General features: G+C 53.7%; 13 protein-coding genes and 1 tRNA gene. 4 read left to right on the top strand and 10 right to left on the bottom strand.

What is annotated here, in order from left to right:
- The 7 genes from VAE55_RS00630 to VAE55_RS00600 form a co-directional block, all read right to left on the bottom strand.
- Positions 1-945 (bottom strand): response regulator, encoded by a 945-nt coding sequence (locus VAE55_RS00630; protein WP_322813893.1) that lies wholly within the window; start codon positions 943-945, stop codon positions 1-3.
- Between the two features lie 26 nt (positions 946-971).
- Positions 972-2,468, bottom strand: a complete 1,497-nt coding sequence (locus VAE55_RS00625; RefSeq protein WP_322813892.1) for a multidrug transporter — start codon at positions 2,466-2,468, stop codon at positions 972-974.
- A gap of 120 nt (positions 2,469-2,588) precedes the next feature.
- On the bottom strand, positions 2,589-5,432 hold the full coding sequence (gene uvrA, locus VAE55_RS00620; RefSeq protein ID WP_322813891.1) for an excinuclease ABC subunit UvrA: 2,844 nt from the start codon (positions 5,430-5,432) through the stop codon (positions 2,589-2,591).
- A gap of 349 nt (positions 5,433-5,781) precedes the next feature.
- A tRNA-Thr gene (locus tag VAE55_RS00615) sits at positions 5,782-5,857 on the bottom strand.
- Positions 5,858-6,178: 321 nt separating this feature from the next.
- Entirely contained in the window at positions 6,179-6,874 is a 696-nt protein-coding gene (locus VAE55_RS00610) for an SDR family NAD(P)-dependent oxidoreductase (RefSeq protein WP_322813890.1), read from the bottom strand.
- A gap of 120 nt (positions 6,875-6,994) precedes the next feature.
- A complete protein-coding gene (folE, locus tag VAE55_RS00605; RefSeq protein WP_416181153.1) occupies positions 6,995-7,678 on the bottom strand; it encodes a GTP cyclohydrolase I FolE in 684 nt (227 codons plus the stop codon).
- 178 nt (positions 7,679-7,856) lie between these two features.
- Entirely contained in the window at positions 7,857-8,681 is an 825-nt protein-coding gene (locus tag VAE55_RS00600) for a 6-carboxytetrahydropterin synthase (protein WP_322813888.1), read from the bottom strand.
- A 454-nt stretch (positions 8,682-9,135) separates the two neighbouring features.
- Here VAE55_RS00600 and dnaN point away from each other — a divergent pair, with 454 nt between their 5' ends.
- From dnaN to VAE55_RS00585, 3 genes are all read left to right on the top strand, one after another.
- The gene (gene dnaN / locus VAE55_RS00595) at positions 9,136-10,269 is read left to right on the top strand and encodes a DNA polymerase III subunit beta (RefSeq protein ID WP_322813887.1); all 1,134 of its coding nucleotides are present in this window, start codon (positions 9,136-9,138) and stop codon (positions 10,267-10,269) included.
- Positions 10,270-10,319: 50 nt separating this feature from the next.
- The gene (locus tag VAE55_RS00590) at positions 10,320-11,012 is read left to right on the top strand and encodes a response regulator transcription factor (RefSeq protein ID WP_322813886.1); all 693 of its coding nucleotides are present in this window, start codon (positions 10,320-10,322) and stop codon (positions 11,010-11,012) included.
- A gap of 71 nt (positions 11,013-11,083) precedes the next feature.
- Positions 11,084-13,120, top strand: coding sequence for a hypothetical protein (locus VAE55_RS00585; protein WP_322813885.1), 2,037 nt, complete (start codon positions 11,084-11,086; stop codon positions 13,118-13,120).
- Positions 13,121-13,580: 460 nt separating this feature from the next.
- Here the strand turns inward: VAE55_RS00585 and VAE55_RS00580 are convergent, their stop codons facing one another.
- Together VAE55_RS00580 and VAE55_RS00575 are read right to left on the bottom strand one after the other, a co-directional pair.
- Positions 13,581-14,324, bottom strand: coding sequence for a hypothetical protein (locus VAE55_RS00580; protein WP_322813884.1), 744 nt, complete (start codon positions 14,322-14,324; stop codon positions 13,581-13,583).
- Between the two features lie 110 nt (positions 14,325-14,434).
- Positions 14,435-17,488, bottom strand: coding sequence for a S8 family serine peptidase (locus VAE55_RS00575; protein ID WP_322813883.1), 3,054 nt, complete (start codon positions 17,486-17,488; stop codon positions 14,435-14,437).
- A 217-nt stretch (positions 17,489-17,705) separates the two neighbouring features.
- Between VAE55_RS00575 and VAE55_RS00570 the strand changes: the two genes are divergently transcribed.
- A complete protein-coding gene (locus VAE55_RS00570) occupies positions 17,706-17,993 on the top strand; it encodes a hypothetical protein (protein ID WP_322813882.1) in 288 nt (95 codons plus the stop codon).
- 332 nt (positions 17,994-18,325) lie between these two features.
- Here the strand turns inward: VAE55_RS00570 and VAE55_RS00565 are convergent, their stop codons facing one another.
- Complete coding sequence (locus tag VAE55_RS00565; protein ID WP_322813881.1) at positions 18,326-20,044, bottom strand: formate--tetrahydrofolate ligase; 1,719 nt, start codon at positions 20,042-20,044, stop codon at positions 18,326-18,328.

Genomic DNA, 20,044 nt, shown 5'->3' with positions numbered 1-20,044 from the left:
TCAGGAGCGACCATAGATAGCAAAGCTACGTTTACCTTGTTCACGGGCTTGTATAAGTGCCCGCTGGCGTACTTCCTCAGCCACTTCACTCAGCTCGCGAATATCGGCAAATGGGCCATCATCCTGGGTCAGGACCCCGATGGAGAGTGACATTAACGGTGCCTGGCGAGTTTCACCGGTGTCATCAACAAACTCGATATAACCCTGTTTGCGATGCCGATAGTTGTAGTGCAAACCAATCTCTTCATCAAAGCGAGCAATGATGCGTTCACAGATAGTATGACTTCGTTCGGGAAGCGTCGTAATTATGAACGATTGACCAACCGATTGTTGACCAACAAATTCTTCGTTACCACCCAGCTCACTTACCACTTCGTTCAGCATCAGGGCGACGAAGCGTAGCACATCTTCGCCAACCACTGCGCCGTACACGTTCGTAAACGTTTCAAAGCCATTGATATGAACATTAATCAGTGCCCAGCGCGGGGCCACCAGGAGTTGGCGAAGCTGGTCATTTAGCAATTCAGCCGTCGGTAGATTGGTTATCGGATGCAACTGATTGCGGCGACGTGCCTCTTCGAGCTGGTTCTTGACAATCGTGTGCACCTCTTCGATATCGAAGGGTTTCACAATGTAATACTGAGCCTGTACTTCACCCAATCCGATCAGCCGATCACGTCGTTCACCACGCGCTGTCAGGAAGATGATTGGAATATGGCGGGTGCGCGGGCTTGCACGAAGGGCACGTCCAACGTCATACCCCTCCATATCCGGGAGATTGACATCGAGCAGGGCCAGATTTGGTGGCGTTTTGCTACAAATTTCAAGTGCCTGCTGACCACGTAGGGCTGTATAGACTTCATATCCCTGAGCAGTGAAGTATATCTTCAGCAGGCTGGAGATGTCTGGCTGGTCCTCAACGACGAGGATTCGTTCTTTGCTCACAGCGATTTCTCCTCGCGAAACGGCGGCTATAACCGCTGGCTCGCACTGATGTGATCGGGCAGGCGGCCATTCCCGGCAGACTGATTAGAACGAAGCGAACTCATCCGTACCGGCGAATCCCCCTCTGATGGTAAATTGATATCTGGTCGAGCCGGATCATAATAGACGTTTGGCCAGTGGTAAATAATCCGTCGCGGTTCTCCGGTTGCTTCATCGATGTCGTTCAGGTCATGACCGGCTACGGTCTTCCGGATCAGATTTTGTTCGTTGTCAAAGATTATAACAGCATTTGATTCTATCATGCGACCAGGGTATATGACAAATCCACTCCCTAATTTCACGTTGTGTCCGACCGCTGAACCGAGTACCGGCATATTCACCTCGACCGGGACACCTTCGTGGATGACTTTAATCAGTTCACCTTGCAGATTGAAGTCGGTGAACACATTGTTGGCACCGATGAAGGTATTGCGCCCGACAACACAGAGTTGCAGCGTACTGTTCTGGGCAACCATGCTGTTTTCCATCAGTGTCGTCATGAACAGACCGGCATTGAATGGCAGGAAGCAACGATCACTAACCACGCTGAGCATGATCTGTGATCCCTGCATGATGTTCACGTTATTACCAATATAGCTGTTCGCTATTACCACACCCGGCCCGATGTAGACATCGTCACCGATAACCGTTGGGCCATGGATGATGGCAGTTGGGTCAATCGAACAGCGTTTTCCTACCTTCACTAGCGCACGTGAAGCCAGGAAGTGGTTGCGCCACTGCTCTTCCAGCGGATTGATCTTCTCCCAGAAGGCTTTCAGCGAAAAGGCTATTTTGCCCGGAAAGAGTCGCCAGTCTTCTGCCGTCCAGCGCAGAATGTTATGCAGACGCGCCTTGCTCATCCTGACGTCGAGAGCTGCTGCCCACGAGAAGACGCCCATCAGAACATTCGCCATCAAGACATGCAGCCAGCTTTCGATAGAGACGAAAGCCCGAATTGGAATCTGGTAGGTCAAATCGCCCTTATGGGCCATGTAACTTGGAATGCGGTAATAGCCCATCTCGTGGCTGAGCGTATCGATCTCGAGTGGTTGTGCCTGTGAGAGGTCATTGCTCCCAGCAGGGAGATAGTAGAGATCGGCAACATAATAGTCACCTTCCCGGCGAATATGGCGGGAAAGCTGGGTAGCGTGGCGCTCGATACTGGGATCGCCCTTTTGCCCGGTTGCTGGATTGGTCGCCTTGAAGGCAATCTGGGCCGGTGTGCCACGTGCACGGGCTTCCTGAATGAAGGTGTTGATCAGTTCCGCATTGAAAAAGAGGTTGTCGCGGTAGATCAAACGCTCGTCGTGAGCCGGTATTTCAGCGACTTCGGCCAAATGGTCAATTTCAATTGCTTTTTTACCGTACACCTTCAACAGATCGCGCTGCAGGAGCCAGAGTGGCTTGTTGAGAATCCGCAATTCACGGGCAGGCTCAGCGAAGGGCGGGATAAGGGTTGGATCACGCAGAACAATCCGCTCCATCGAACGAGTCCTTTCTGCCGTTGCCGGCGCGGATGGATTCATCGTCTGTTTGTACTATAGGTTGTAGCTCCTGTAGACACAAGATTTAGAGATTACATTCGGATTAATGCATCTGCCTGATTAGAAAGCCAGTTTTTGCCGCAAATATGCGCCTGTCGGCGAAACAGGAATGTCGGCAATGGTTTCTGGCGGACCAGCACCTATCAGATAACCGCCACGCTCACCCCCCTCTGGACCTAATTCAATCACCCAATCGGCAGCAGCAATAAGGTCAAGTTGATGTTCAATCACGATCACAGTATTGCCTGCGTCAACCAGACGTTGCAGGACAAACAGGAGACGATCAATGTCAGTAAGGTGCAAACCGGTTGTTGGTTCATCAAGAATGTAGAGCGTGTGCCCATTGCTTCGTCGGCCAAGTTCAGCAGCGAGTTTAATCCGTTGGGCTTCGCCGCCGCTCAGGGTGGGGGCCGGCTGCCCTAGCTTGAGATAATCGAGACCGACGTCGTGTAATGTCTGGAGCCGTTCGGCAATTGTCGGTACACGGGCAAAGAAGTCTAGTGCGTCCGCAATGGTTAAGTCGAGCACCTCGGCAATATTGAGGCCACGATAACGAATATCCAGTGTTTCGCGATTATACCGCGTTCCATAGCAAACGTCACAGGGAACAAACAGATCTGGGAGAAATTGCATTTCAACCTGAATTAACCCTTCACCGGCACAATGTTCGCAACGACCACCTTTGACGTTGAAACTGAAGCGAGCTGCATCGTAGCCACGGGCTTTAGCCTCGTTGGTAGCCGCAAACAGTTGGCGAATGGTGTCAAAGATCCGGCTGTATGTCGCCGGATTTGACCGGGGAGTACGCCCGATAGGGCTTTGGTCGACCACGACAACCCGTTCCAGATGCTCAAGCCCAAGTAGGGCATCGTGTTCGCCGGCCCGCATTTTACCGCTATGCAGCAGTTGATTCAGGCGCGGTGCCAGTGTGTCACTAATCAAGCTACTCTTACCACTACCGCTAACACCGCTGACTACTACGAAGCAGCTAAGTGGAATACGGACATCGATATTTTTGAGATTGTTAGCCCGACAGCCACGCAGCTCCAGCCATCGGCCATTAGGATGACGACGCCACGCAGGTAGAGGAATGCGTCGCTGACCACTCAGGTATTGTCCGGTCAATGAGCGTGGGTTTTGCAACAAGTCGGGCAGGGTACCGTTGACCACAACTTCGCCACCACGAGGACCGGCTCCTGGCCCAATGTCAACAATCCAGTCAGCAGCGCGGATCGTTGCTTCGTCATGTTCGACCACGATAACACTATTACCAAGATCACGCAAATGAAATAATGTAGCCAGCAAACGGTCGTGGTCACGTAGATGCAGACCGCTACTCGGTTCGTCGAGAACGTAGAGCACACCTGAGAGGCCGGATCCTAACTGTGTGGCCAGGCGCACACGCTGCATCTCACCCCCGCTAAGGGTCATGGTTGTCCGATCCAGTGTCAGGTAAGCCAGTCCCACTTCTTGTAAAAAGCGGAGTCGTTGGGTAATCTCGTGCACAATTGGACGGGCGATCGTCTGATCCCGTGGGGAGAGTTGTGCCTGTTCTACAAGCCGGGATGCCCATTCAAACGCCTCTCCGATAGTCATTTGATGTACATCGGCGATTGAGTAGCCGGCGATCAGAATGGCTCGCACTTCAGCCCGCAAGCGGGTGCCGGCACAGACCGTGCAGGCACGAGGTGTGGTGTACTGTTCTAACACCGACGGATCTCCGTCAGTGCCTTGTCTGGTTAATCGCCGCCGGAGATTGGGAATGACTCCTTCAAACTCGGCTTCCACACTGCGAGATTGCCCATTCCCATGATAGCGCAACGTGATCGGCTCACCACCGGTACCATACAATAGGGCACTCAAACATTCGGGAGACAGCGAACTGACCGGTGCTGTCGGATCAATGCCGAAATGGTCGGCAAATGAACGCAAGATATCGCGATAATAACGCTGACTATCCGCATCACCTTCCCGCCATGGCGCAATTGCTTCGAGAAGAGGCAGATTGCGGTCGGGAATGACTAGTGCCGGATCGAATTCTGGCACAATCCCAAGACCGGCACACGTAGAACACGAGCCTTGGGGATTGTTAAACGAAAAATCGCGCGGCTCGAGTTGACCAAGGTCGAGTGGGCCGTGTTGTGGACAGGTATAGCGTTCGCTGAGGAGATACTCCTCGCTGTCGATGACCTGTACAATGAGCTGACCGCCACTCAGTTTCAGTGCGGTTTCGACCGAGTCGGCGACACGAACTCGATCCAGTGCAGGAGTACCATCGGTGGTCTGCCGAATGATGAGACGATCAACAATTGCCTCAATGGTATGTGGCCGGTATTTCTCGAGACGAACCGGTTCATCGAGATCGTAGACCGTCCCGTTAATACGGGCGCGTACAAAACCACGACGACGAATCTCGCTCAATATGCTCTCGCTCTCGCCAGTAAGAGGTGCCAGTAACAGCACGCGCCGTCCAACCGGCAGCTTGACTATCACGTCAACCATTTGTTGTGGTGTGTAGCGACGCAAAGGGGAACGGCACTGAGGGCAATGCGGTTGACCGATACGGGCAAACAGCAAGCGCAAAAAGTCGTAGATTTCGGTGACGGTGCCAACAGTCGAGCGTGGATTGCGAGCGCTACCCTTTTGATCAATGGCAATTGCCGGCGATAAACCCTCGATCAGATCAACGTCAGGCTTTTCGAGCTGGCCGAGTAACTGACGTGCATAGACTGACAGGCTTTCGACGTACCGACGCTGTCCTTCAGCAAAGATGGTATCGAATGCCAGTGAGCTTTTTCCCGAACCAGAAACACCGGTAATAACCACGAGTTTACCGCGTGGGATGTCGAGATCGATCTGCTTTAAATTATGGGTGCGCGCACCACGAATACGAATCCAATCCATTGTGAAATCATTTCAACGGTAGGGAATGTGGCAAATCTGGCAGCAAACGCTCTCTGAACGTCTATCCGCACACGCTATATTTAATATTGGGTCTGTGTAATGAGTAGGCTAGCTGATTGTCGTCACCTGTCCTGATTGAGGTTTCCTAGATGGTCGCTCAGAACATTACTCGTTTCAGGACACGTGAAGAACCATTCTTGAAATCCCGTATCTGCCTAACGCCTGGCAGATATTTTGCGTTGTCAGCCTATATATATTACCATAGACCGGTTCGTCAGATCAAAAAAGCCTGAGACCCATGTGATGCCAGCCATCATCATGGGCCTCCGCAACGCAATGGCAAAACTGGTGGAGCCAATGGCCGGACTCGAACCGGCGACCGGCTGTTTACGAAACAGCTGCTCTACCGACTGAGCTACATTGGCGCTGTAGCCCTTCGATTCTAGTCGAAGAGCTGAGGTTTGTCAAGATCGCAGCAGGTTGAGTTGAGAGATGGCGTTGGCGCAGTAATTGCATGGATAGCAAGGTGGTGATAAGCAGGAGAATGAAGGCATCTCATCTGAGCAGTGGGTACGCGCCGGAAGAGACATGTTCGGCGCGTTGTAGTACCTCTACCACATGGGTTGGAGGGCGGAAGTTGTACTTCCACCCCGGTTGTGCATCGGACCGGCTGCGAGGAACAGGCCAGCCCACTCACCATCGCACAGCTTTTCGGCAACTGCCGTATGACAGCCAAAAGCTACACCTCACAGTCGGCCTGTGACATGACCAATCGTCAAATCCTCAACCGTCGCGTATAGTGGAAGTGCAACAATGGCGGCAATGACTGCAGCAACATCACTTGGTTGTAACATATTGGTACGCGACCAATCACCTGGTATGGCATCCCAAATCGCGGTATCGGTGGCAGCGGGTAGGATCGAGCAGACACGAATACCGCGTGGGCGCAGCTCTTCACGGAGGGCAGCCATAAAGCCAAGAGCACCGTGTTTGGCGGCTACATATGCCGACCAGCCTGGAAATGCCTGGCGAGCGGCAACTGAGGCAATATTGATGAATAGGCCACCACGATCCATGCGGACTGTAGCCTCTTTCGCAACCAGAAAGAGACTGGTGAGCTGAGTCCGTAAGTGTTCTTCCCAGGCGGGAAGTTCAATGTCGGCCAGTGGTGCTACCAGTGCTCCACCTACACTATGAACCACAACATCAAGCGTTCCTTCGCCAGCAGCCTGAGCAATGGTTTGAGCAACCTGAGCCGGATCGGTGACATCACATGGTGCGACGAGGCACTGAGCACCGGCCGCAGTAGCCTGTTTGGCAACCGCTTCAAGTGCAGTACGATCACGTGCTGCCAGCGTTAAACGAGTGTCAGGCCCGGCCAATGCAAGAGCTGTAGCTGCACCGATACCGCGTGAAGCACCGATTATCAACATAGTACGCATATCTTCTTTCCCTGTTGCAATAAGCGACAGCATCGCTTATTAACAACACTGCCTGGTTCCCGGAACTGTAGCTTGCAGATAAGCGCAAATAGCTGTCGTGTGCAGGCGTGTGCGAAAGGCCTATTCCTGACGGTTATTCACTCGGTTAATGTGAGCCATAAACTCGGCCCTCGTCTTGGGGTCTTCGCGGAACACACCCCGCATTGCCGAGGTTACCATACGTGCACTGGCCTTCTTGACGCCGCGCATTACGCCACACATATGAATGCCTTCGGCCACGACTGCAACACCGGCAGGTTCAAGGGTGGTATTGATAAAGTCAGCGATCTGCACTGTCATCCGTTCCTGCACTTGCAAGCGCCGGGCAAACATCTCGACAATGCGTGGTATTTTGCTTAGACCGACAACTTTGCCATTGGGGATATAGGCCACGTGAACCTGACCAAAAAATGGTAGCATGTGATGTTCACAGAGACTGTAGTAGTCAATATTGGTGACCAATACCATCTCATCATAGGCCACACTGAAGACGGCACCGTTGATCAACGCTTGCGGATCAATGTGGTAACCTGCCGTCAGTTCGGCATACATCTTAGCCACCCGTGACGGCGTCTTCTGCAGCCCTTCGCGATCCGGAACCTCACCAATAGCAGCCAGAATTGTCCGCACCGCCTCCTCAATACGAGGATCGGCGTTAAATGACATACCTTCAAGTTTCCCTCGTCCAGGGATGATCAAACTCTCGTAGTGCTCCTCATCAAGCTCAGGAGTCGGTTGGTGATAGCCGTTACCATTACTAGACATAGACATAGATATGTTCTCCATTACAGGCACGAACAACGCGACGTGCGTGTTCGGCGAAGAAACCCAGGATTACGTGCCATCAGGCGGGAATGACCAACGGGCCGGCGATATGTTCTCCATTACAGGCACGAACAACGCGACGTGCGCGTTCGGCGAAGAAACCCAAGATTACGTGCCATCAGGCGGGAATGACCAACGGGCCGGCGTAGCTAAATATGTTCTTGCGGGTCTCCCACAAGCGCAAGAGCGCCAAGCGACCTTCAAGCAGTGGCGCAAGTTCATTCCAGAGGTAAACGATGATATGCTCAGCGGTCGATGGGCGGTCGGCAAAAGCCGGAATCTCACGATCTAGGTGGCGCAGATGCAATCGGTCGATGACCGAGTGTACCGTGCGGTCAAGCCACTCTAGATCAACCAGCATACCGGTTGCCGGATCAATCGGCCCCTGTACCGTAACCTCTAGCGTATAGTTGTGACCGTGACCATTGGGATTATTGCATTTGCCATAAGTAGCCAGATTCTCCTCATCGCTCAAGGTTGGTGCATGCAGACGATGGGCAGCGGCGAAGGTGTACAGGCGGGCAAATTGGGTCTCACCGACACCATCGTATTCGGCCCACAAATCGGGCTGCTCATAAAGGCGAAGATGCTTCAGGCGCACATGGGTAGGTAGACGGGCTGCAATTAAACGCCAGAGTACGCGCACTAGATTCTCGGTTGTAGGTACCTGATCGCGGAAGTAGGGTGTATCGTAGTTGAGGTGCTTGTGGTCAAACTCTTCAAGCACATCATTCACGATAGCCTTCAATTCGGTCATATTCATCACCATCCCGGTGCGCTCATCAAGCTCACCGGTAATGCTGACATCGAGTGTATAGTTATGCCCATGACCGTATGGGCTAGTGTATGGCCCGAAGACTCGCTCATTTTCTTCCGCACTCCAATCATCGCGCCAGTAGCGATGAGCTGCCGAAAATTCAAAGCGACGGGTTGCAACGACCATAGAATAATCCTTTCTGTTAACCATCGCTGTGTCAATCATCAAAATATAAAAACTCTTCCCTTATGAACGTTACCACGGCTCTGAAAAAAGTCAAGGTCTTTGTTCCCGAAATGCACACCATCTGCACGGTTATGTAATGAGCAGGCATACCTGCTTATTTTCCAATAGCATGCGCAAGCTCTTGTTTAGAGGCTACTGTGCATGTTGCAGCCTGATCACACCGTCTCACCGGGTGAGGCAGGCCAGGGTATTTGCCTACACAGGAATTACGTCCCTGGTTATATGCCGACTGATAGTCGGGAGAAATGAAGTGTGCGCTACATGGCGCTGCGTTATGGGATAATAGCTATTGATACGCTGTCATTGGTTAGCGCAATATGCTATAATGCGCCACACCCGGATCAAGGGCGGCGTTCGTATGCCGTGATTGAGGTTGTCTTTTCAAGGAGCGACAATGAAGCTCACATGCATGCAGGAAGATTTAAAGCGTGGTCTGGCCGCAGTCGGCCATGCTGTCGCCGGCAAGAGCACACTGCCGGTGTTGGCGAATGTACTCCTTGCCACCGATGAAGGCCGGCTGAAGTTGACGGCTACCAATCTGGAGGTAGGTATTAATCGCTGGATCAGCGCTACGATTACTCGCGACGGTGCAGTAGCCGTACCGGCCAAATTATTAACTGATGTGGTCGGCGGCCTGCCAAATGACAAGGTTACCCTAAGCCTCGATCAGAAAACCCAGACCTTACGTGTTGAGTGCGGGCGTTTCGTGAGCAATATCAAAGGGGTAGATGCAGACGAATTTCCTTCGCTACCAACAGTCAGCGCCCAAACGCCGCTGGTATCACTAGCAGCTGAGGTATGGCAAGAGGCGATTGACCAGGTGGCGTTTGCGGCTGCCACTGATGAGTCGCGTCCGATCCTGACCGGGGTGCTGGTACGAACGCGCGATCAGCAAGTCACGCTGGTTGCGGCGGATGGCTTCCGTCTGGCGATGCGAACAATTCAGTTGTCTGCTCCGGTTGCGCACGCGGTTGATTGCCTGATCCCGGCGCGTACATTGAGCGAATTGGCCCGGATCATTGGTGATACGGACGCAGAAGTGGCAATGGTCTATACGCCAGGGGACAGCCACGTGCTCTTCTACACCGAAAATATTGAAGTTGTATCACGTTTAATAGAAGGAAGATTTCCTGATTTCGAGCGGATTATTCCACAGCAATACCTGACCCGCATGGTACTTGATAGCAGTGAACTGGCGAAGGCGGTCAAGCTGGCATCATTCTTCGCCGGCAGTAGCCAGAATGTGGTGAAGCTGAAGATTGAACCGGCAAGTGAATTAGCACCAGGAAGGGTTGTGATCAGTGCAAATGCTGCTGAGTTGGGTGATAATACCAGCGAACTTGATGGTAGTGTGACCGGTGAAGGCGGCGTTATTGCGCTCAATGTCAGATTCCTGGCCGATGCGATTGCAGCAGTACACTCCAATCAAATCGCCTTTGAAATGCAGAGTGCACAAAGTCCGGCAGTGTTTAAGCCGGTTGGCCAAGACGGGTACATTCATATTGTGATGCCAATGAGCATGCGATAGATAGTATCGGTGGCAGAGCCGACATCAACAAATCGGTGGAGGAGTTACCCGTGAGTGTGACAACGCTGATAATTGTGCATACTGTCTCTCTCTTTCGAGATGGTTTGCGCCTTGCCTTGTCGTCAACGCCCGCGCCCGGATTTTCAGTGGTTGGTGAAGCCAGCAATGGTCAACAGGCTATCCAGTTAGTGGATCAGGTTGATCCCGATCTGGTACTGATGGATACCGATTTGCCAGGTGTAAACGGGTTAGAGGTAGCGCGGGTTATCAAGCGAAGTCATCCTCATATTGCCATCGTACTGTTTGGGCCGGTACAGAATGGCGCGTTTGTGGTGAAGGCCATTCGTGCCGGCGTAGCGGCATGTGTGCCACCGAATGTTGAATTTGCCGACTTGCTCGGCACACTACGTCAGGTGCGACGTGGCGAGTACCCGATCAACGATCTGGTATTGGCTTCACCCGAAGTGGCTGCTACGGTTCTGGAGGCATTTCGGCAGATGGTCGGTGATGATGAGATACAGACAATCTTTTCACCACTGTCAGTGCGCGAGCTAGAAGTGCTGGAACTGGTAGCAGCCGGGCATACCAATCGTGAGATCGCTGCCCGGCTTGACATCAGTAACCAGACTGTCAAGAATCACATTTCGTCGATTTTGCGCAAGCTGGCTGTGAATGATCGCACCCAGGCTGTGGTTTATGCAATGCGCCGGGGTTGGATCAAGGTTATGTTACCGAATGGGTAGTGTACGACTCATTTGGTTGTTGATCAGCGCTGCATCCGGTCGCTGATCGGGTGGAGCATGAGGAGACGTTTGTGGGGCGTTTCCGTGTTGTGCATCCTTGCCTGCTGGTTATCCTGTTCGCTATAGTCCTGGTGGGATGCGATCTGATCCCTGTGGGTGAGAGAGAGCAAATTGCAAATATTGAGACAATCATCGCCGGTACGCCTTCGGCGACACCAACGGCTACTGCTACTGCCACGGCAACTGCCACACCCACTGCGACGCCGACATTCGGCCCAACACCAACGGCTACCGCAACAGCTACGCCAACGGTTACACCATTGCCACCAACGCCAACCCCGAATCCGGCATTAACCGGCTTTGGCTACTGTACCCAAACCGTCGGTTTGACTACCGGTCGCTTCTCGGCAGCGTTGCAAGAGGTGCGAACGAGCGGGAATCCAGCTTTTGAGCAGCTTGACCTCATCTTTGATCTGAGTCAGGGTTCGGCCCCGTTGAGTGCGACAGTTAATTGTCTGACCGTAGTTGATGCCCGAATCGTGCCGGCTGCGTCAATGCTTAACGCTCCGTATGCTCTACGGATTGAACTGGCGGGCTGGTTGCGCGATGACCGCTTTGCGGCATCACCGGTTTCACAAACAGTGGCATTTACGAATACCCGTACGATCACCAAGGCATTGTTTGTGGTTGATCCGCTGGCTGACGTGGGAGCAACCATTCTGGTGCCACTTACTGAACCGGTACCATTTCGGGTGACACTGGAGCAGAACCGGTTGTCAGTGGCCGTTGCTCGCTCAGCTACTTTTGGCGTAGCCAGTGATACGTTGCGGGTGCCATCTAGTAGTGCGCCGGATTCGCTCGAACCACTCTACTTCTTGTTCGATGGTGATGTCTGGCAACTCGATCCGGCACTCTCTACCGTTGGCGATGGTATGAATCGTCGTCTAGCCGGAGCGGTGAATATCACCAATTCAGCTGAAACAGAGACTCATCTGGCAGTTAGTCCGCGTGGTGATTATCTGGCATTCTGCCGCGCCGAGCCGGGACTTGATCCGGCCGATGCAGTGCTGGCCGTACCTTCAATGCTCTGGCTGTTGCCACGTGCTGGAGGAGAGGCGCAACCGCTGGCTCAAGTAGGAGTGAGTTGCGCCGATCCGGTCTTTAGCCCGGATGGTTCCACTATTGCTTTTGCGGTTGATGAAACTGGCGCAATTCCGACCCAATGGACAATTTACACCGTACCGGTGACCGGTGGTGAACCAGAGCGGGTAGAGGCTGCACTCGACGAATGGAGCCGGTTCATGCCGCAGTGGCTCAGCGGGGGACGGTTGGTGTACCGCGCTGAAGCTCCCGATGGCCGCAGTGCGCTCTTCTTGCGTCTGCCGACCGGGGAAGTTCGCGATGTGGGTGCTGAACTGTTGACTGATGAGCGCCTTGTGGTAAGATACCGTGGCTTTGGAGCATTGATCGCCAGCCCCAACGGGGAATACGTTGCGGTGGAGGCATTGCGTGCTGATGATCCAGGCGCCGATCTGTTGATCCTTGATAGCGCAGGGCAACTGGTCGAGCGGATCGGTACGCAGCGCGTGACCTTACCGGCGCCTACGGCTACACCGACTGCTCCACCAACCGCTACAGCAACTGCCACGCCAACCACAACACCGACCGGCACTGTCACACCCCAGCCGCCAACAGCGACACCAACCGCTACTGCGATCCCAATGGCAACGCCAGAACCAATCCCGCCCCAACCACTGCGCGAAGGACCCTTCTGGACACGACCGTTAGGATGGGACCAGGAAGGGCGGTTGCTATACCTGACAACGCTATGTGCCAGCGATCTGGTGCAGGACTATCAGCTCTACCGCTGGCGTGGCCTCCAGCGCAGTGAATTGCTGGCCACCGGTCAGAGTCTGGGTGGAATCGGCGCTGCTGTGGTACATAATGGGCAGCTCTTCTACGCTGCGGTGAATGGGGCTGATGCCGGTCCGCGTGGCCCGCAGATCCAAAGTCAGCGTTATCCAACAACATTGTGGGTGTGGGACGTAGATAGCGGTGACCGGGCTGCACTACTCGATCTGGTGCGCGGTGTCCGTGACCTAAAGTGATAATGGGAAAATCGGGTGTTACAACACTACACTCGCACCGGAGCTGAGCTGGCGGCGAAGTGGTTTTTCTCTTCACCGGATATGCGTTGAACCGTGACGATCCGCACGCTTCGCAACAATCCGTGAGGATTCATAATACGGATGGGAGGGTTCCATAGGGACGGGTTCAGAACCCGCCCCTACTGTTCACATTCCCATATAAGAGACGTGACGAACGCGGGAGGGACGGAAAGAACCCGCCCCTACTGACGATGCATGTACCTGTTCACATTGTCATACGAGAGATGCGGCGAAGGTGGGAGGGACATAAGGGGACGTCTTGAATCGCGTGCTACGCGTGATATTTTTCAGATTTGATACGAATGGCAGTTTCACGCCACACTACGATAAGTTCCCGTGGGTCTCACCCGGAAAGAAGCGATTATCTCTTTTATTCCACGTCAGTTTGGGGCAGGCGACCCTATTGTTTGGTAGCTCTTGAACCGCCTACTCCTTCCGGCTTTCGCTCTAACTGCCACCAGATAACGATCAGATCGCGAGTAAAGAGCACAAGGCGCGCCAGAAAGTAGATCATCCGGTACAGGGTGTGGCGTCGCACTTCATCGTAGTCGATCAGGATCAGGCGTGGCGGATTCTCGCCGGTAAGCATTAAATTCTGCGACTGTAAAATAGTCCGTTTAACCAGAAAGCTCCAGATTCGTTCTGGCAGATACCGCAACTGTTTACGTCGCTGACGTTCAACAGGACTGGAAGTCACTCTACCGTAGAGGTCGGGGAGATGACCGGTGCTGAGCAGACAACCGATAGCCCGGAAGATAATGTGGCGCAGGTCGTGCCCGATCCGACGACGATGATCGGCTGGAATGCGTCGCCAGTCGACGGCGGCCAGCACACGTGCGTGTTGAAGATAGGGCTGGATAGCCAGGATATGCACAAATCCGGCTTGATCGCGGCTGAGGACAAAATAGGTAGGAATGGCGTGATTGCTACCGAGACAGGCTGCAAAACGTTGGGCTGCGCTCTTCATCTGGCGAGCTTCGTGCAACATTGTGCCTACATCACGACTACTTAAATCGCCTTTGAGTTTGACAACAAAGCGGTAATCATCACTACGGTAGACCTCAGTTTCATTACCACCGGCGACTCGTTCGAGTACATGATCAACATCAATCGGTGCAAAAACTTCATTCTGATAGGATTCCATGGAAACTCCACGCAAGATAAAGCCTGAATGGTAGCAGTCGTGCTGAAGCGTATCGTAGCACGTATGCATGCTACGATACAAGAGACGAACGATGCCGGGATAACGTTGCACTAGCGAAAGATTTGCACCAGTAAAACCTGGTACGGCGCCGGCATACCTTCGTTGAGGTGAATGCGCACTTCAGTGACCGGTTGTCGTGGATCGTTGCTGATAATGCGCACACGAGCCTGTTGGGTTGTGTACAAGGGGCCAATCCAGCGGGCTGTTAGCTGAGCATTCGTCTGCGATCCGGCAGCAATGGTGGCACTGCCCGCATGGCTGATACTTAGCCATGCCTTCGGATCGACTTGTGGACGCAGCTCAATAACCAGACCATCAGAGAGCTTCAGCGGTGGTTGTGGTTGATCAATACGCTCAATGTCGCAGGCGATGATCTGTGATCCGTTGGCGAACTGGAGACCAACTGCTCCCATATCATTTTTCGTCAGACTGGTAACGTTCCGATAGTGAAAGCGGATAGTACCATCTGGTTGCAACAGTGCCTGAACACTCAACGTACGGGTTGTACCGTAGAGTGGCACATTATCCCAGGTAATCAATACGCCACTGCTGATGTAGGCAACACTAATCTGTCCCCCCTCAGCACTGTTGAAATCCACATGGAGCGGAACGATAGCCGGTGCTGTGGTTGCCATCAGTGGAATGCAACTCGGAGTAAAGAAGGACTCGGAGGATGCAAACGGGGCAAAGGCAATGATGCCATTGGCACTGATGTAGATATTGCGATAGTAGGTGTTGGCAAACGAAAAATCAAAACCGAGATCGATAGCTGAACTGTTGCCATCATCAAAGAGGTTCAGAATCTGAGCATCGAAAGGCGGATCAATCCACCCACCGGTAGGGCCTCCCGATTCATCACTCCGCCAGACCCCGTAAGGTTCGCTATCGACACGTAAAGTGTAGCTGAGCGGCATATTGCCATCGTTACGCAGCGGTAACGTTATCGGTGTGGTCTGGTTGAAATCTACTGTTGCCGTGAGCAAGTCTTGAACGACGGTAAGTTTTGGCCGCAGGGGATCAAGGGCAAAATTCAGTGTCGCAGTGCTGCCCGGGGCCGGCGTAATCGATTGCTGTTTTGATGCGAAATTACTGGCCGTTGCCGTCAATTGCTGTGCAACACCGCCGGGGACGGTCAGACTATAACCGCCGGTCGCATTGGTAGTGAGTGTCACACCGTTCGTCGTGGTAATGACCCCGCGCAATGGATAACCGGTTTCGCTATCGGTCACTGTGCCGCTAATAGTGGCGTGTGACGGGCGGGATGGTACCGTCATCGTAACCGGAACAACTAATGGTGGATCGGTTAGATTATCACCATAGATCAGAATGCGCGCTGTATAGACGCCAGGTCCGGCTAAGCGGCGCGCATCGAGAGTGATTGGAATGACGATATTGCCATAACTGGCCAACGATGGTGATGATCCTTCCGGCAATACCAGCCAGGGCACGGTGACACGTGCCGCTGCGACGGCTTTGAAGATGTCAAGCCGACCATAACCGTAGATGTTGTTAGGCACCGCATCTGGCCGACAGGCGCTATGGTTAGCACCCATATACCTGCTATCACCTGTTAATGGCAAAGCTGTACCGGTGAGCAGGGCGTATGTCGCATCATAATCCCCAATCAGTTGTGGTTTCGCCGACCAGAGCAAGGCAACCGCACCGGCTACATGAGGTGCGGCCATCGAAGTACCGGACAATGCCCCATAGGTGTTTACAGCGGTAACTGTCGAAACGATCCCCTGCCCTGGTGCAACCAGATCGGGCTTAATGCGGCCATCGGTGGTTGGGCCGATGCGGCTGAAATAGCTCAAAAGGTCATTTTGATCGGTAGCGCCAACAGCAACCACATTACTGTAATCGCCGGGCGAGGCTACTGAACTACAAGTGGTGAGATTATTGCCGGTATTGCCGGCAGCAAAGACGACAAAGATACCGGCTGCCTGCCAAGCTGTAGCGTAACCACTGTATACCGGATTGCCCCCGCTGTCGAATGACCAGGAATTATTCAGGATGTGCGGGCGCAGACTGGGGCGTGGGTTATTACCGGCAAGATCGGTAGGAGCCAGCATCCACTGGGCAGCAGCAATAATGTCACTATCATTACACGTGACACTACTACAGGCACGGGCGGCAATCCAGCGTGCTCCTGGTGCCACTCCCATAGCCGGTTCACCAGGCGGACTAGCGACCATCGTACCCATAACATGCGTCCCATGCGTCCCCGAATCCACCGGCGCCGGTTGGTTTCCGACCGGATCAAACCAGTTGTAGTTGTGATCAAACGTGTTGCTGCCAAGGTTGCCACGATACTGATTCACCAGTGCCGGATGGGTGTACTGAACACCGCTATCAATGTTCGCAACCGTAATCCCACTGCCGGTCACACCGAACTCACGCCAGACTCGATCAGCCCCGATGCGAGCAATATTCCAGCAGACATTATTGGAGGTTGCCGAACACGAAACAGCGGTGGTTGTGGCAGGAGGCGCCATCTGCAATTGATGATCGGCCATCAACAGAGCTACATCGGTATGAGTGGCTAGGGCGTTTGCTAAGGTCGCATCGCCTTCAACCAGTAAGGCATTAACTATCCAGAGTGGTTGATAGCGTACACCAGCCGCATCGAGCATTGCCCGCACCGCACGTTGACTCCGCTCGGCGTGGGTCGTTAGCGTGCGGTAGACATACTCCCCACGCTCTTCCCAGTCACGAATGAGAAACGCCGGGCCAAGGTCGGGTCGGTCGGCAAAAAAGACGAGAAAACGGGTCTGACCGTCACGCAACGCCGCCTGAAGATCAGGATCGACACGCTCATGCTGTTGCGGTAAGGGTACCGGCACGTGTGGTGGTGCCATCATCATGGCCGGTACCATTGGTGGAGGATGGCCGGTATGTAGATAAAGGGTTGTGGCAGTATTGGCAGAGTTGGTAATCGTCAGATTGACGGTTGTCGTAGCACCGAGTTCAACGGTCGCCGAGAGGCTGGTTGGGGTCGCATTCAGATGCGATGCATCGGCGTGAGTTGATGGTGGTGGCGTGAAGGTAAACCAATTAAGCACACCAATAATGAGGGTGAAGATTATCAGAGATGTGCGCTTCATACAGACAATGCCACAGTGTTGAGTAGATTAACGTCAGTATTTGCATCATAACACAACAGGAGCGTTTGTGCCTTTACAATTCGTTTATTCGTCTACAGAAATGTTGGTGATCACGTTCACACTGCAATGTACATATCAGGGCGAGAGCCTATCGCTCACGCAGACTCTCGTTCACATACCGAAGAAAGCGTATCGCATAACTGAACGTACATTTTGTATGTGGGGCACAAGTCTACCAAAAACCGATTACCAGCCGCTTGTGTTTCGTGACGATGGCCGGGTCTGGCGTTGCTACCTGGCGGCAATCATTGTTTGCCCCTATAGCGATGAACAAGGTAATGAAGCTGGCGCGTCAGTTGTTGTGAAAACAGGCGTTGAGCAGGTGCTGGCACCTGATGATAGTTCGTTGCATTCGAGTATTGTTGGCTGTCAGCCCACAGCACCGCACGTTAATGAATATCGTTTTTGGGTCTTCGTTGATTGGATGATGTGCAGACGTCTCTAGGCTATTGGATTGAGCCCGGATGGTGGGCAAAAAAGACAATATCTGCTCTGGAAAGGGCGTTGGGATATGCTTGGTCTCCTTTGACCGGAGAGCGTACATACGTCGGTGAAACCTCAATAACTCCCGGTTATGGATAGGAATGGATTGCCAGCCCACGCCGTTCGTCCTGAGTCCTGGCAAGGTGATAACTTTGACGATGATCCGGCAAACACCAGTTGGGTCAAATACACCTCGTTCGCCTGCGTCTGAGGGTATGGTATGTCAGGCGCAGGCAGACACAATGTTGGTTGGACTGGCAACAATCTTTCCTCCACTCACCAGTCCAACCTTCACTAAAATAGACCAACAATATTCCCCTCGTCATCAATGTCAATCTGATGGGCCGCTGGATGGGCACCCAGACCCGGCATCGTGACCGTCGTGCCGGCAATCGGCAAGATGAATCCGGCACCAGCACTGAGGCGCACCTCGCGAATCGGGAAGGTGAAGCCTTCCGGTGCACCGCGCAAGGCTGGATCGTGGCTCAGACTGAGATACGTTTTCGCCATACAGATGGGTAAATTGCCAAAACCAGCATCCTCAAGGGCTGCCAGTTGGGCGGCTGCTGTTGGGCTGAACGTTACCGCTGCCGCGCCGTAAATGCGATGCGCGATAGTGGTGATTTTGTCGGCCAGCGACCACTCCAGCGGGTAGAGAAACTGTACCGAACGCGGTCCCGGTCGTTCGGCAACCTCGATAACCAGGCGGGCGAGGTCTACCCCGCCGGCACTGCCTTCTGTATAAACATTGCTCACGGTCATGCCGGCAGCGCCGGCAGTGGTGGCAATGTGGGCAACTGCGTCTATCTCTGCCGGGGTGTCTTCCGGGTATGCATTGAGGGCAACGATCACCGGTACCTTGAACTGGTGCAGGTTCTCGATCTGGCGCCGCAGGTTGGCGCCACCGCTGATGACATCGTCGGGATTTTCGTGCAGTAAGGCCGGTGGCAACGGTTTGCCGGCTACAATGTCGTACTTTCCGCTATGCGCCTTCAGCGCCCGAATAGTCGCGACAATTACCGCCACATCGGGCCAGAGTCCGCTGGCCCGACACTTTAGATTGAAGAACTTTTCTGCCCCAATATCCACGCCAAACCCGGCTTCGGTGACCACGTAATCGGCACACCGTAACGCAATCAGATCGGCCAGGATCGATGAATTACCCTGGGCAATGTTGGCGAATGGCCCGGCATGAATGAGGGCTGGTGTGTTTTCGATAGTCTGCATCAGGTTCGGTTTGAGAGCCTCATGCATAAGTACCGTCGCCGCTCCGGCGCCACGCACATCTTCGGCAGTAATGGGTGTACCGTCACGGCGGAAGGCAACCACCATACGACCGATCCGGCTGCGGAGATCGCGCAAGGCAGCCCGGGCACCAACACCATTTACCATCGCCAGAATGGCCATGAGTTCACTGGCGACACTGATGTCGAAGCCGGTCTGACGAGGAAAGCCATTCTGTTTACCACCCAGCCCGATCATCACCTGGCGTAGAAAGCGATCATTCACGTCAACAACCCGGCGAATCTCGATCCGGTCGGGATCAATGTCGAGCGGGTTACCGTGATACCAGCTATTGTCGGTCAGCGCAGCCAACTGATTGTGCGCCTGTGACACAGCGTGAATATCGCCGTTCAGGTGCAGAATGCTTTCGGCAAGGGGCACGATCTGGCTGTAACCGCCGCCGGCACCACCGCCTTTAATGCCAAAGACTGGCCCTAGCGAGGATTGGCGTAAGGTGACCGCGGCACGCTTGCCAATACGATTGAGCGCCATTGCCAGCCCGATGGCAGTTGTGGTCTTGCCTTCGCCGAGCGGTGTGGGTGTGATTGCGCTGACCAGGACATAACGGCCCAATGGCTGGTCGTGGTAGTCGTCAAGAAAGGTGAGGTCAATCTTGCCGCGGTACCGGCCATACGGTTCGAGGTACCCGGCAGGCAAGCCAAGCCGTTCAGCAATAGCAGCAATCGGCTCTAGCCGGGCTTCGGCAGCGATCTGAAGACTGGTTTTCAT

Origin of the sequence: Chloroflexus sp. (assembly GCF_034432675.1) — a bacterium.
GTDB lineage: Bacteria > Chloroflexota > Chloroflexia > Chloroflexales > Chloroflexaceae > Chloroflexus.
The sequence above is the reverse complement of the archived record's forward strand: the minus strand, read 5'-3'. Positions and strand labels throughout refer to the sequence as shown.

Bases quoted from the DNA above. Each gene is read 5' to 3' on its own strand.
- VAE55_RS00625 (WP_322813892.1), bottom strand. From the start codon at position 2,468: ATGGAGCGGATTGTTCTGCGTGATCCAACCCTTATCCCGCCCTTCGCT.
- VAE55_RS00610 (WP_322813890.1), bottom strand. From the start codon at position 6,874: ATGCGTACTATGTTGATAATCGGTGCTTCACGCGGTATCGGTGCAGCT.
- VAE55_RS00580 (WP_322813884.1), bottom strand. From the start codon at position 14,324: ATGGAATCCTATCAGAATGAAGTTTTTGCACCGATTGATGTTGATCAT.
- dnaN (WP_322813887.1), top strand. From the start codon at position 9,136: ATGAAGCTCACATGCATGCAGGAAGATTTAAAGCGTGGTCTGGCCGCA.
- VAE55_RS00565 (WP_322813881.1), bottom strand. From the start codon at position 20,044: ATGAAAACCAGTCTTCAGATCGCTGCCGAAGCCCGGCTAGAGCCGATT.
- uvrA (WP_322813891.1), bottom strand. From the start codon at position 5,432: ATGGATTGGATTCGTATTCGTGGTGCGCGCACCCATAATTTAAAGCAG.
- VAE55_RS00570 (WP_322813882.1), top strand. From the start codon at position 17,706: ATGTGGGGCACAAGTCTACCAAAAACCGATTACCAGCCGCTTGTGTTT.
- VAE55_RS00575 (WP_322813883.1), bottom strand. From the start codon at position 17,488: ATGAAGCGCACATCTCTGATAATCTTCACCCTCATTATTGGTGTGCTT.
- VAE55_RS00600 (WP_322813888.1), bottom strand. From the start codon at position 8,681: ATGGTCGTTGCAACCCGTCGCTTTGAATTTTCGGCAGCTCATCGCTAC.
- folE (WP_416181153.1), bottom strand. From the start codon at position 7,678: ATGTCTAGTAATGGTAACGGCTATCACCAACCGACTCCTGAGCTTGAT.